12 protein-coding genes and 1 pseudogene are annotated in these 12,984 nt (G+C 67.0%); 4 read left to right on the forward strand and 9 right to left on the reverse strand.

The genetic code is table 11. From position 1 onward, the window contains the following. The 6 genes and pseudogenes from RI841_RS09110 to RI841_RS09135 form a co-directional block, all read right to left on the reverse strand. Positions 1–412, reverse strand: a pseudogene (locus RI841_RS09110) (hypothetical protein); the annotation flags it as partial. 129 nt (positions 413–541) lie between these two features. Next, a complete protein-coding gene (locus tag RI841_RS09115; RefSeq protein ID WP_310705285.1) occupies positions 542–1,078 on the reverse strand; it encodes a dihydrofolate reductase in 537 nt (178 codons plus the stop codon). Continuing rightward, positions 1,075–1,848: a thymidylate synthase gene (locus tag RI841_RS09120; RefSeq protein WP_310705295.1), complete on the reverse strand. Its 774-nt coding sequence runs from the start codon at positions 1,846–1,848 to the stop codon at positions 1,075–1,077. Before RI841_RS09120 ends, RI841_RS09115 begins: the two co-directional genes overlap by 4 nt. A gap of 225 nt (positions 1,849–2,073) precedes the next feature. Continuing rightward, positions 2,074–2,865 (reverse strand): prolipoprotein diacylglyceryl transferase, encoded by a 792-nt coding sequence (lgt, locus tag RI841_RS09125; protein WP_310705286.1) that lies wholly within the window; start codon positions 2,863–2,865, stop codon positions 2,074–2,076. 170 nt (positions 2,866–3,035) lie between these two features. Continuing rightward, entirely contained in the window at positions 3,036–3,830 is a 795-nt protein-coding gene (locus RI841_RS09130) for a sulfite exporter TauE/SafE family protein (RefSeq protein ID WP_310705287.1), read from the reverse strand. Continuing rightward, positions 3,827–4,966, reverse strand: a complete 1,140-nt coding sequence (locus RI841_RS09135) for a response regulator (RefSeq protein ID WP_310705288.1) — start codon at positions 4,964–4,966, stop codon at positions 3,827–3,829. Before RI841_RS09135 ends, RI841_RS09130 begins: the two co-directional genes overlap by 4 nt. A 105-nt stretch (positions 4,967–5,071) precedes the next feature. Here RI841_RS09135 and RI841_RS09140 point away from each other — a divergent pair, with 105 nt between their 5' ends. Next, positions 5,072–5,839: an NRDE family protein gene (locus RI841_RS09140; protein WP_310705289.1), complete on the forward strand. Its 768-nt coding sequence runs from the start codon at positions 5,072–5,074 to the stop codon at positions 5,837–5,839. A 170-nt stretch (positions 5,840–6,009) separates the two neighbouring features. Here the strand turns inward: RI841_RS09140 and ptsP are convergent, their stop codons facing one another. Then, complete coding sequence (gene ptsP / locus RI841_RS09145) at positions 6,010–8,271, reverse strand: phosphoenolpyruvate--protein phosphotransferase (protein WP_310705296.1); 2,262 nt, start codon at positions 8,269–8,271, stop codon at positions 6,010–6,012. Positions 8,272–8,365: 94 nt separating this feature from the next. Then, a complete protein-coding gene (locus RI841_RS09150) occupies positions 8,366–8,857 on the reverse strand; it encodes an RNA pyrophosphohydrolase (RefSeq protein ID WP_310705290.1) in 492 nt (163 codons plus the stop codon). A 199-nt stretch (positions 8,858–9,056) separates the two neighbouring features. Here RI841_RS09150 and RI841_RS09155 point away from each other — a divergent pair, with 199 nt between their 5' ends. Then, positions 9,057–9,713: an HAD family hydrolase gene (locus RI841_RS09155; protein ID WP_310705291.1), complete on the forward strand. Its 657-nt coding sequence runs from the start codon at positions 9,057–9,059 to the stop codon at positions 9,711–9,713. Positions 9,714–9,837: 124 nt separating this feature from the next. On the opposite strand, the gene RI841_RS09160 is transcribed toward RI841_RS09155, so the two are convergent. Further along, entirely contained in the window at positions 9,838–10,815 is a 978-nt protein-coding gene (locus tag RI841_RS09160; RefSeq protein ID WP_310705292.1) for a malate dehydrogenase, read from the reverse strand. Between the two features lie 250 nt (positions 10,816–11,065). Between RI841_RS09160 and RI841_RS09165 the strand changes: the two genes are divergently transcribed. Together RI841_RS09165 and RI841_RS09170 are read left to right on the forward strand one after the other, a co-directional pair. Continuing rightward, positions 11,066–12,184 (forward strand): efflux RND transporter periplasmic adaptor subunit, encoded by a 1,119-nt coding sequence (locus RI841_RS09165; RefSeq protein ID WP_310705293.1) that lies wholly within the window; start codon positions 11,066–11,068, stop codon positions 12,182–12,184. 1 nt (position 12,185) lies between these two features. Beyond that, a partial coding sequence (locus tag RI841_RS09170; RefSeq protein WP_310705294.1) for an efflux RND transporter permease subunit occupies positions 12,186–12,984 on the forward strand: 799 nt, incomplete at its 3' end.

Consider the following 12,984-nt stretch of genomic DNA (forward strand, 5'->3'; position numbering starts at 1 on the left):
GGTTCTGGACATGGGGAACCGCACGGCGCGCCTGGCGGTGGAAGAGCGGCGAGCCGGCCTCGGCGGGTTCGCGCTCCAGCAGGCGGCGGTTGTGGGCCTCGAGTTCACGGTTCTGCTCGTCGAGCTCGCGGTTCTCCTCGGCGAGCTCCAGGCGGGTGGCCTCCAGCTGGGCGAGGTGCGCCTCCAGTCTGCCGCAGCGTTCTGCCAGTGCCTCGCGCCCGGCCTGCTCTTCGCGAGCCTCGGCGGCCAGCTCTGCATTGCTCGTTTCCAACTCGACGCGCCGGCGTTCCAGCTCGGCCAGCCGGCTATGCAGGGCATCCTGCTGGACGCGGGATTCCCGCAATACGCCCAGCAAGGCTGCAGCGCGGCGTTCCAGCTGTTCCAGCAGGCGGGTTGAGCGTTCCTCGATCAAGTCCTGGCCCTCCAGTGCGCCTTCCCGGTGATTCTTCAGGCCGCGGACGACTATGGCCGAGCGCGGTACCTGCTGATCAGTCTGTGCCAGGCGTGGCGTGGTGACAAATGTCGCCGGCCGGCGACGCCGTCAACGTCGATGATACTCCACAAAATGGTAGGCCGGCTGGCCCTCGGCGGGTTCGCCGGGCACACGCTGTACCTCCTCCCACTCGGCCATGTCGAGCGCGGGGAAACGGGCATCGCCCTCCACCTCGATATCGACCTCGGTGAGGTAGAGCCGGCTGGCGAAGGGCAGCATTTGTTCATAGACCTGGGCACCACCCATGACCATGATCTCCTCGACGCCGTCGATGGTGGCCTGTTGGTCGGCCAGCCTCAGCGCGGCGGCGAGGTCATGACAGACCCGCACGCCCTCGGGCTGGAAGTCGGGATCACGAGTCAAAACGATGTTGAGCCGTCCGGGCAGTGGCCGGCCGATGGAGTCAAAGGTCTTGTGCCCCATGATGATAGGCTTGGCCTGAGTCATGCGCTTGAAGAACTTGAGGTCCTCCGGCAGGTACCAGGGTAGCTGGTTGTCCACGCCGATCACCCGGTTCTTGGCCATGGCGGCGATCATGGCCACGGGGACAAGGGTCTCGTCAGTCATGCCATTGGCCTCGCTCATACGGCCACCTCGGCCTTGATATGGGGATGCGGGTCGTAGCCCTCGATGGCGATATGCTCGAAGCGAAAGTCGAACAGATCGGTGACGCTGGGGTCGAGCACCAGGCGCGGTGCGGCCCGAGGGGTGCGCGAGAGCTGCTCCTCGGCCTGCTCGAGGTGGTTCAGGTAGAGGTGGGCATCGCCCAAGGTATGCACGAAGTCGCCGGGCTCGAGTCCCGAGACCCGCGCGATCATCTGGGTCAGCAGCGCATAGCTGGCGATATTGAAGGGCACGCCCAGGAAGATGTCCGCGCTGCGCTGGTAGAGCTGGCAGGAGAGCCGACCCTCGGCCACGTAGAACTGGAACAGGCAATGGCACGGTGGCAGGGCCATCTCATCCACCAGTGCCGGGTTCCAGGCCGAGACGATCAGCCGCCGCGAGTGCGGATGGGTGCAGATCTGCTCGAGGAGCCTGGCGATCTGGTCGACATGGCCCCCACGAGGGTCAGGCCAGCTACGCCACTGATAACCGTAGACCGGGCCGAGGTCGCCATTCTCGTCGGCCCACTCGTCCCAGATGCGCACCCCGTTCGCTTTGAGGTAGGCGATATTGGTATCGCCGGCCAGGAACCACAGCAGTTCATGAATGATCGAGCGCAGGTGCAGCTTCTTGGTGGTGACCAGCGGAAAGCCGTGGGAGAGGTCGAAGCGCATCTGGTGGCCGAACAGCGAGCGAGTACCGACGCCGGTGCGGTCATCGCGCTCCACGCCGCGGTCGAGCACCTGGCGCATCAGGTCGAGATAGGGTTGTTCCAGTGCGGGAAGGGTCGAGTCGGTCACGGGGGCATCGAGGCTGGAAAATGGGCCAACCATTCTACACGGTAAGCCGTAAGCCGTAAGCCGTAAGCCGTAAGCCGTAAGTCCGAAGCCCACAGCCCGTAGCCCGCAGCCCGCAGCCCGCAGCCAAGACACTACTACCGCCCTGCCAGCGGCCACGCGTTCTCTTATAGCTTACAGCTACCGGGCTCCGCCCGGGATGGGCTGGCGACGCGACCAGACGATCAGCGCGATGCCGGCGGCGATCATCGGCAGGGTCAGCAGCATGCCCATGGTCACCCAGCCAAAGGCGATGAAGCCGATGTGGGCGTCCGGCCGACGCACGAACTCCACCAAGAAGCGGAACACACCGTAAAGCAGGAGGAAGAGCCCGGAGACCAGCCCGCGGGCGCGCGGCTTCGCCGAGACCCACCACAGCACCACGAAGAGCACCACGCCTTCCAGCAGCGCCTCATAGAGGGACGAGGGGTGGCGCGGTTCGGGTCCCATGCCGGGAAAGGGCATGCCCCAGGGCAGCTCGGTGACGCGGCCGGGAAGCTCGTGGTTGATGAAGTTGCCGATACGCCCGGCCCCCAGGCCGATGGGCACCAGGGGGGCGACAAAGTCACTCAAGGTAAAAAAGGCGAGTCCCTTTTTCCTGGCGAACCAGAGAGCGGCGAGCAGCACCCCGACCAGGCCACCATGAAAACTCATGCCACCGTCCCAGACGCGGAAGATCCACAGCGGATCGGCGAGCCACTGGCCCATGCCGTAGAAGAGCGCATAGCCTACCCGGCCGCCGACTATCACGCCGATGGCGGCATAGAACAGCAGGTCGCCGACGTCGTCCCGGGTCAGGCCGATACGTTCGGCCCGTCGGCGCCCCAGGAACCAGGCGGCGACGAAGCCGACGACATACATCAGACCATACCAGTGGACCTGGAAGGGACCGAGGGAAATGGCCACAGGGTCGATGTCGGGATAGCTCAGCATGGAGATCCTCTGGAAGCTGGAAGCTGTAAGCCGTAAGCCGTAAGCCGTAAGCCGTAAGCCGTAAGCCGTAAGCCGTAAGCCGTAAGCCGTAAGCCGCGACACTACCACCCGAAGCACTAGAGGCAACGGTTTTCTCTTATAGCTTATAACTTATAGCTTATGGCTTACTGCTATATCAAGAACTTGAGCCCTACCGCCGTCAGCAGGACAGCGAAGGAGAGACGCAGCGTTCGAGCCGAGAGGCGGTGGGCCAGCAGGACGCCGAGACGCGCGAAGGGCACGCTGGCCATCACGATCCCCAAGAAGGCGGGCAGCATGACGAAGCCGATAGCCCCGGCGGGCAGCAGCGGTTTGCCCCACCCCACTGCCACGAAGGTCGCCGCACCGAACAGCGCGATGGGCAGGCCGCAGGCCGAAGAGGTGCCCACGGCCTGGGTCATGGTGGCCCCGCAACGCGACAACCAGGGTACGCTGAGGGTGCCGCCGCCGATACCGAACAGCGCCGAGACGCCACCGATCACCGCGCCCGCCAGGCCCATCACGGCACGCCCGGGCGCCACACTGCCGGGCCGGGGGCCGCGCCCCATCGCCATCTTCAGGGCGACCAGGATCACGAAGATCCCGAACAGGGTCCCGAGCCGCCCGCCGGAAAGGCTGCCGGCGACGAAGACCCCGCCGACCGCGCCGAGCATCAACCCTGGCAGCAAGGTCAGGAAGGCGTCGCGGCGGATGCTGCCGCGCCGGTAGTGCCCCCAGGCCGAGGAGGCCCCGGTGACCACGATGGTGGCCAATGAGGTACCCACCGCCAGGTGCATGATCACCTCAGGCGCCACGCCCTGCAGCCCGAAGACCAGGGTCAGGACCGGCACGATGATCAGGCCGCCACCCACGCCATAAAGGCCGGCCATGGTGCCGGCCAACGCTCCCAGCACCAGGTAGCCCCCCAGGCTCGCCAGCAGGCTCATGCCGGCCTGGACGTCAGGGAGCCGGGTAGCCAGCGTCGCACCATGTCGACCAGCGCCTGGGGGCGATAGGGCTTGGCCAGGTAGTCATCCATGCCGGCCTGGCGAAAGCGACGTCGATCCTCGTCGCTGGCGTTGGCGGTCAGTGCCACCAGGATGCTTCGCGGGCGGGCGGCCCCGTCGGCCCCGTCGGCCTCCCGGTCTCGCCAGTGTCGGCTGGTCTCTACGCCATCCATGCCGGGCATGAAGATATCCATCAGCACCAGGTCGAAGGGAGCACCCTCCAGCCGTGATAGGGCCTCTTCACCGCTGGTGGCCGTCTCGACGTCGAGCCCCTGACGCGCCAGCACCTGGCTCGCCAGGGTCAGGTTCACCGGGCCATCATCGACGATCAGCACCCGCCCCTTTCCTGAAGAGAGCGGCCGCGGAGCCGGCACGGTCGTGCCGGTGGACTCGTCGAGGTTCTCCAACAGTACCACGGCGTCGGCCAGGCGCTCGCGCAGCGCCAGGAGGGCCGCATGGTCACGCTCGGTGCCGCAAGGGCGCAGGGCATCGCTCTCGAGCACCTCGGACAGCGAGCTCATCAGCGGGCTCAGCGACTGCTGCAAATGGGCAAGATAGCCGGACTTGAGGCGCGACTCCTCGCGGGCCCGTACCCGGCTGGCCTCTAGCCGCTCGAGCTCACCACGGCGGGCCTCGAGGTCACCGGCCAGTCGTCGCTCGGCGGCCCGGCTCTCCTCGAGTTCGCGCTGCCAACCCTCGACCAGTGCCTCGCAGGCACCCGACAGGGCCTGGAGGCGCCGCAACAGCGGCTGCTTGTCGCCGGGCTGGGGACAATGGTGGCGGGCCAGCCGGGCCTCGATGCCGGTCAGGGCGTCGTTGACCTCGCACTGGATGCCGCGCAGGCGCTGTCGCAGCATCGTCAGGAAGACGGCCACATTCAGGCTGCTGCCCAGCAACAGCGCCAGCAGCAACCAGAAAGTGGCACCCCAGGAAGCATGGGAGGGCATCATCAACCACAGCATGATGCCGACCACCAAGCAGAGCACTACCAAGGTGGCCTGGGCGAGCAGCACCGGCCAGAGGATCGGCCAGACAAGGCGCGACCAGAGGCGATCCAGATGAATGTCGTCCTGCATTGTCATCCCTGTGCAAGCACGATGGTGCACAGAGTGTACGCCGCCGGACCGAGACTGTCATGGCGGCGCCTTCCCCCCGGCCGGCCGCCCCGCTAAGCTGGCCCCATGTGCCTGATCGCCTTCGACTATCGCCCCGGCAGCGCCTGCCCGTTGCGCCTGGTGGCCAACCGTGATGAATTCCATGCCCGCCCCACCGCCCCTCTGGGCGCCTGGGACGACGCTCCCGAAATCCTCGGCGGCCGTGATCTGGAGGCCGGCGGCACCTGGCTGGCGGTGCACCGCCGCGGCCGCTTCGCCGCCGTCACCAATGTGCGTGACCCGCGCCTGAAGGTCCCCCCAGGCGCCCCCAGCCGTGGCGCTCTGGTACACGAGGCCCTGGAGTGTGACGACCTCCCGGCCTGGCTGAAACGGCTCTCGGACGGGGCCGCCGGTCACTACGCGGGCTTCAACCTGCTGGTCGGTGACGGCGAGAGGCTCTGGCATCTCCATCGGGGGCTCGATGGCATCTGGCTCAGGCAGGTCCCGCCGGGCCTGCATGGCCTGTCCAACGCCAGCCTGGACACGCCCTGGCCCAAGTTGATCGCCGCCCGCCAGGGGCTTGCCGCCAGCCTGCGCCATGGCCACTGGCCGGAGGATGCCCTGACCGTGCTCGGTGACCCCCACCCCGCCGATGACGACCAGTTGCCGGAAACCGGCGTGGGGCTTGAGATCGAACGTCGGCTGTCGTCTCCCTTTATCGTCGGACGAGACTACGGCACCCGCGCCTCCACCTGGCTGGCCTGGCACGCCGACGGGCAGATCGAGATCGGCGAACGGCGCTTCGGGCCGGAAGGGGTCAGGCTGGGGGAGACCCAGCTTCGCTTGGAGCCATAAGTCGCAAGCTGGAAGCTGGAAGGCAGCCTGATCCCGCTAACGCTGGGATCAAGGCTTTTCTTCCGGCTTATAGCTTAAGGCTTACAGCTCCGAGCGCAGCTCGGCTCTTCCAGCTTCCAGGAGCGAAGCGACGCTCTTCTAGCTTCAAGCTCGAGCCCGGCGAAGCCGGGTCAGTCGCGGGGCGGCAGCAGATGGGCGAGGTCCCAGCCGCCGAGGCGCTCCGCGAGGTGGCGGCGCACATCACCGGGTGATTCGAGCCTTAGGGTCTCGGCGACCAGTTCGCGGGCGCTATCGAGAGGCACCCGACGGATCGCCGCCCTCACCCGTGGCAGGCTGGGGGCATTCATCGACAGGGCATCGAAGCCCATGCCCATCAGCAGCAGGGCCCCGGCGGGGTCGCCGGCCATCTCGCCACACACCGATGTCGGCATGTCCAGGCGCCGGGCATCCTCGGCGAGCCGGGCCATCGCCGAGAGTACCGCGGGATGGCAGGCGTCGTAGAGATCAGCGACCCGCGGGTTGTTGCGATCTACCGCCAGCAGGTACTGGGTCAGGTCGTTGCTGCCCACCGAGAAGAAGTCGATACGCCTTGCCAGGGCATCGAGCTGGTAGAGGGTCGCCGGCACCTCGAGCATCACCCCGACCCGGGGCCGGCTCACCGCCACCCCCTCTTCGCCGAGTTCGAGGATGGCGCGGTCGAGCAGGCGCAGGGCGTCGTCGACTTCGTCGACGTTGGTGACCATCGGCAGCAGCACCTGGAGGTTATCCAGCCCCTGGGAGGCGCGCAGCATGGCACGCAGCTGCACCATCAGCACCTCGGGGTGATCGAGGGTGACCCGAATGCCTCGCCAACCCAGGAAGGGATTGGCCTCTTCAATGGGGAAGTAGGGCAGATCCTTGTCACCGCCAATGTCCAGGGTACGCATCACCACTGGCAGCGGCGCGAAACTCTCGAGCTGGTCACGATAGAGGCGGGTCTGCTCCTGCTCGCCGGGGAAACGCTCGGTGATCATGAAGGGCACTTCGGTGCGATAGAGCCCTACCCCGCCGATCCGCGACTTGAGCGAGGCCACGGTATCCACTGCCAGGCCGGTGTTGACCATAAGCGGCATGTCGTGGCCATCCGGAGTGCAACTGGGCAGGTCCTGTTCGTGCTCCAGCACCTCCATCAGCGCCCGCTCCTCGTCGATCAGGCTCTGGTAGTGGCTCTCAAGCTCCGACCCCGGCCGCACGAACAGGCGCCCGCGGTGGCCATCCAGCACGACTCGGTTGCCGCCGAGACGCGGCAGCGGCAGGTCGACCATTCCCGAGACCGTGGGGATTCCCATGGCCCGGGCGACAATGGCCACATGGGAGGTGCTGGAGCCGCGCACCGAGACCAGCCCGGCCAGCTTGTCGCGGGGCACCTCACCGAGCATCGCCACGCTGATCTCCTCACCCACCAGGATGGTGCTGTCGGGGTAGACCGCCGGGGTCTGAGGCGTCTCCTCCTGGAGGTGGGCCAGCACCCGCCGCCCCAGGTCGCGGACGTCGGCGGCGCGCTCACGCAGGTAGTTGTCGTCGACCCGCTCCAGGTACTGGACGTGGCGGCGCACCACGTCGGCCAGGGCGCCGGGCGCCCACTGGCCTTCGCGGATGCGTTTCTCGACCTCCTGGGAGAGCGCCGCCTCGCCGAGCATCTGCTGGTAGACATCGAACAGCGCCAACTCCTGGGCGGAGATACGGCTGGCCAGGCGCTCGCCGGCGGCGCGAATCTCGTTTCGTACCCGACCGATGGCCTCCTTGAGCCGGGCGATCTCGTACTCCACGTCGGTAGGGATCAGGTCGGGCACGCTGTTGAGGTCCGCCGGCGCGGCGATCACCACCGCTTCGCCGATGGCCATGCCGGGCGAGGCCGCGACGCCGGTGAAGCGCGCCGTCCCCCCCGACACACTCGGCCGGTTGAGCCCGCCCGTGGCCAAGGCGTGGGCCAGCACGCCCGCCAGCTGAGCCGCCATGGTGACCAGGAAGGCCTCGTCCTCCTCATCGAAGCGACGCTGGTCGGACTGCTGTACCACCAGCACTCCCAGCATGCGGCGCTGATGGATGATCGGCACACCAAGGAAACTCGAGTAGCGCTCCTCGCCGGTGGCCTCGAAGTAGAGAAACTGGGGGTGGACCTGGGCGTTTTCCAGGTTCAGTGGCTCTTCGCGCTTGGCCACCAGGCCCACCAGGCCTTCCCCCACCCGCAGGCTGACACGACCCACGGCCTGGGTGCGCAGGCCGATGGTCTCCATCAGCACCAGCCGGTCCAGGGTCTTGTCGAAGAGATAGAAGGAGCATACGTCGGTGCGCATCGCCTTGCGGATGCGTCGCACCATGGTGGCCAGGGCCGCTTCCAGGTTGCGGGCCCCGTTGACCTCCTGGATGATGCGTCGCAACACCTCGAGCATCGGCGTCTTCTTTTCCATTTTGATTGTCTCTCGCCTCGCTGAGGGATGACGCGGCCGTCAGGACCTGACCTCATCCATGGTGCTCGGCCTGTGCTTATCCAAAGCCCAGTGCCAGCCGCTGCGCCCGGGGGGAGAGCTCGCGCAGGGCGCGACGGTAGACCTCCCGCTTGAAGGGCACAACCTGCCCTAGAGGATACCAGTAACTGACCCACCGCCAGCCGTCGAATTCCGGCTTACCGGAAAGGTCCATGCAGATCCGGCTCTCCTGGCAGTGAATCCTCAGCAGGAACCACTTCTGTTTCTGGCCGATGCACACCGGCCTCGAATGGGTACGAATCATGCGTCGTGGCAGGCGGTAGCGCAGCCAGCCCCGGGTGCAGGCAAGGATCTCGACGTCATCGGCGGTCAGGCCGATCTCCTCGTGCAGCTCACGAAATAGTGCCTGTTGCGGAGTCTCGTTAGCCTTGATGCCTCCCTGGGGAAACTGCCACGCATTCTGTCCTACCCGACGCGCCCAAAGCAGCTGCCCCTGCTCGTTGGCGATGATGATGCCAACATTGGGGCGAAAGCCGTCAGCGTCGATCACGGACTTCACCTTATGAATCCAATAATATTGCCGTCATTCTTCCACAAGGCTGCAAAGGGCATCAATACGACCAAGCTGTTAGCCGTGAATGCGTCGTCATCGGCGCCGGCTTGGCGCTCGAAGCCCGACGATGCTTCTGCCATAATCGCCGACCTTGTCACGATCATGAAACGTTCTATCAATACCAGAGGGGTTTGCAGTGAGCCTGGCTATCTTCGACCTGGACAACACCCTGCTGTCGACCGACAGCGACCATGCCTGGGGCGAGTTTCTGCTGGAACAGGGCGCCGTGGACCCGGTGGCCTACCGCGAGGCCAATGATCGCTTCCTGGCCGACTATGAGGCCGGTACCCTGGATATCCAGGCCTTCCTGGCGGTGGCGCTGCGCCCGCTCGGGGAGCACAGCCCCGAGCAGCTCGCCGCCTGGCACCAGCAGTTCATGGCCAGCAAGATCGAGCCGCATATTCTGCCCAAGGGCGAGGAGCTGGTGGCCCGCCACCGCACCCGTGGCGACACCCTGCTGATCGTCACCGCGACCAACCGCTTCATCACCGGCCCCATCGCCGAGCGTCTGGGCATCGACGAGCTGATCGCCGTGGAACCCGAGATGGTCGACGGCCGCTATACCGGTCGCGCCACCGGCATTCCCAGCTACCGTGAGGGCAAGGTCAAGCGCCTGGAGGCATGGCTCGCCGACAAGGACCTGACCCTGGACGACAGCTGGTTCTACAGCGATTCCCACAACGACCTGGCGCTGCTGGAGCAGGTCGAGCATCCGGTGGCGGTGGACCCCGACCCCAGCCTGCGCGAGGTCGCCGAAGCCCGCGGCTGGAAGATCATCAGCCTGAGGGACTGATCCGGCCGAAGGCCGGATCAGAGCTGTAAGCCATAAGCCGTAAGCTATAAGAAAACCCCGCTCAGGCACGACCTGGCGGGGTTGCTTTTACTTACCGCTTAACGCTTACGGCTTACAGCTGGCGTCAGCCGAGCAGATGCTCGACGGCGGCGCGCTCTTCGCGCAGTTCGTCCTCGGTGGCCTTCATGCGGCCACGGCTGAACTCGTCGACCTCGAGACCCTGGACGATCTCGTACTTGCCGCCCTGGCAGGTCACCGGATAGGAGTAGATGATGCCGGGCTCCACACCGTAGCTGCCGTCGGCCGGGATCGCCATGCTGACGGTCTTGCCGTCGGTGCCCAGCGCCCAGTCGCGCATGTGGTCGATGGCGGAAGAGGCGGCAGAGGCGGCAGAGGAGGCACCGCGCGCCTTGATGATCGCCGCGCCGCGCTGCTGCACATCGGGGATGAAGGTGTTCTCGTACCAGTCACGCTCGACCAGGTCGAAGGCCGGCTTGCCATCCACCTGGCAGTGGGCGAGATCGGGATACTGGGTGGCGCTGTGATTGCCCCAGATGATCATGCTCTCGACGTCGGTGACGTGCTTGCCGGTCTTCTGGGCCAGTTGGGTCAGGGCGCGATTGTGATCCAGGCGAGTCATGGCGGTGAACTGGCCCGCGTCCAGGTCCGGCGCGTTGCAGGAGGCGATCAAGGCGTTGGTGTTGGCCGGGTTGCCCACCACCAGCACGCGCACGTCGCGGCTGGCGTTGTCGTTGAGGGCCTTGCCCTGCACGGAGAAGATCGCCGCGTTGGCTTCCAGCAGGTCCTTGCGCTCCATGCCCGGGCCGCGCGGACGGGCACCGACCAGCAAGGCAAAGTCCGCGTCCTTGAAGGCAACATTGGGGTCATCGCTGGCGACGATGTCCTGAACCAGCGGGAAGGCGCAGTCGTTGAGCTCCATCACCACGCCGTTCAGGGCGTCCATGGCCGGCGGGATCTCCAGCAGCTGCAGGATGACCGGCTGGTCCTTGCCCAGCATGTCGCCGGAGGCGATGCGGAAGGCCAGGGAGTAGCTGATCTGGCCGGCAGCACCGGTAATGGCAATACGAACGGGATCTTTCATGGTGGCTCCTTGGGTTGTCAACGCGCGGGTTGTCGCCGTGAGGATGGGCCGGGCCGGCATGCCGCCAGCCCTGGCCTGAATTTGAACCGCCATGATGTTATGCCTGCACTGCACAAAACTCAATTCGACCTGAGGCTAGGTCCGGCACCACCAGCGACACCCCGGCACCCGCTGCGCTATGCTGGCCGCCTGTCGGCCCGAGCCGCCTGGCCCCGCTCTCTAATGCCGTGCCGCACCAGGGAAGGTCCCAATGTCGCTGCGTCTCCCACCACTCTCCGTGCTGCTCGCCATCGGGCTCGCCTGCCTGCTGCTGGTCTGGCTGGCACTGGGCGACATCGAGGGGTTTCGCGATAGTCCGCCCGAGGGCGACGCCGCCGAAGGACCGGCACTGACCCGAGTCGAGGTGGTCGAGCGCCAGGCGCAGGCTCATGCGCCCCGGCTGGCGCTGCAGGGCCAGCTCGAGGCCCACCGCGAGCTCGAGCTGCGTGCCCGACAGGCGGGTCGCGTGTCGGCATTGCCCGTCGCCCTGGGCGAGCGGGTCAGCCGGGGCGAGACGCTGCTGGTGCTGGACCGTGAGGAACTACCGGCAAGGCTCCAACAGGCCGAGGCCGAACTGGCCCTGGCCCGCGGCGAGCTGGCCGGCGCCGAGGGACTGCGGCGTCGAGAGCTGATCTCCAATACCGACTATCTGCGCCGGCAGAGTGGCGTCAGTCGGGCTCTGGCCGAAGTCGCCACCTTGCGCCGCCAGCTTGACGACACCCGCCCCGAGGCACCCTTCGACGGGGTGCTCGACCGCCTGGACGTGGATCTCGGCGACCTGGTTCAGGTGGGTGAAGCCTGGGGCCGGCTGATCGACGACGCGCGTCTCACCGCTACCGCCGCGGCACCCCAACGGGATGCCCTGTCGCTGGAGCCCGGCCTGCCCGCCGAGATCCGGCTGCTCGACGGCACCCGCCTCACCGGCGAACTCAGCCACGTGGCCAGCCGGGCCGACGACAGCACTCGCAGCTTCCCCGTCGAGGCGGCGCTGGCCAATCCCGAGGGGCGCCGCCTGGCCGGTGCCAGCGCCACCCTGGTCATCCGTCTGCCCGAGCGCCAGGTACACCAGCTCTCCCCTGCCCTGCTCGAGCTCGATGGCAAGGGTCGCCTGGCCGTCAAGCACCTGGATGTGGACGATCGGGTAGTGCTGACGCCGGTCGAGCTGGTCAGCGCCGATGCCGACACCGCCCGAGTGGCCGGGCTGCCCAAACACATCCGGCTGATCACCCTGGGGGGCGGCTTCGTCGATGCCGGCGAACGGGTGGAGGCCGTCCCCGTCGCGACGGCCACCACGCAGGCCGGCACGGACGCTCTCCGGGAAGCACGCTGACATGCGCACCCTGATCGAGGCGGCGCTGGATCGCTCGCGTACCACCCTGCTGCTGCTGGTCGCCCTGCTGCTGGCAGGGCTCGCCGCCTGGCAGGCGATCCCCAAGGAGGCCAACCCCGACGTCACCATCCCCATCATCTATGTCTCGATGTCGCTGGAGGGCGTCAGTCCCGAGGATGGCGAGCGGCTGCTGGTGCGGCCCATGGAGCAGGAGCTGCGCAGCATCGAGGGGCTGCGCAAGATGACCGCCCAGTCAAGCGAGAGCCACGCCGCCGTCACCCTGGAGTTCGATGCCGGCTTCGACCCCGACCAGGCGCTGACCGACGTGCGCGAAAAGGTCGACATCGCCCGTACCGAGCTACCCGCCGAGGCCGACGAGCCGCGGGTCACGGAGGTCAACGTGGCGCTCTTTCCGGTGCTTTCCATCGGCCTTTCCGGACCGCTGGAGGAACGCCGACGGCTGGCCGTGGCACGCCGCCTGCAGCAGGCGATCGAGGGTATCCCGGAGGTGCTCGAGGTAGAGATCGGCGGCGACCGCGAGGACCTGCTGGAGATCGTCGTCGACCCCCTGGTGCTCGAGAGCTACGGGGTCGACTTCGGCACCCTGTTCAACCTGGTCAGCCGCAACAACCGCCTGGTGGCGGCCGGCAGCCTGGACACCGGAGCCGGACGCCAGGCGCTCAAGGTACCGGGGATCATCGAACGCCTCGAGGACGTCATGGCGATGCCGGTGAAGATCGACGGCGACCGGGTGGTGACCTTCGGCGACGTGGCCTGGATCCGTCCCACCTTCAAGGACC

This window comes from Halomonas sp., from assembly GCF_031581305.1.
GTDB lineage: Bacteria > Pseudomonadota > Gammaproteobacteria > Pseudomonadales > Halomonadaceae > Halomonas.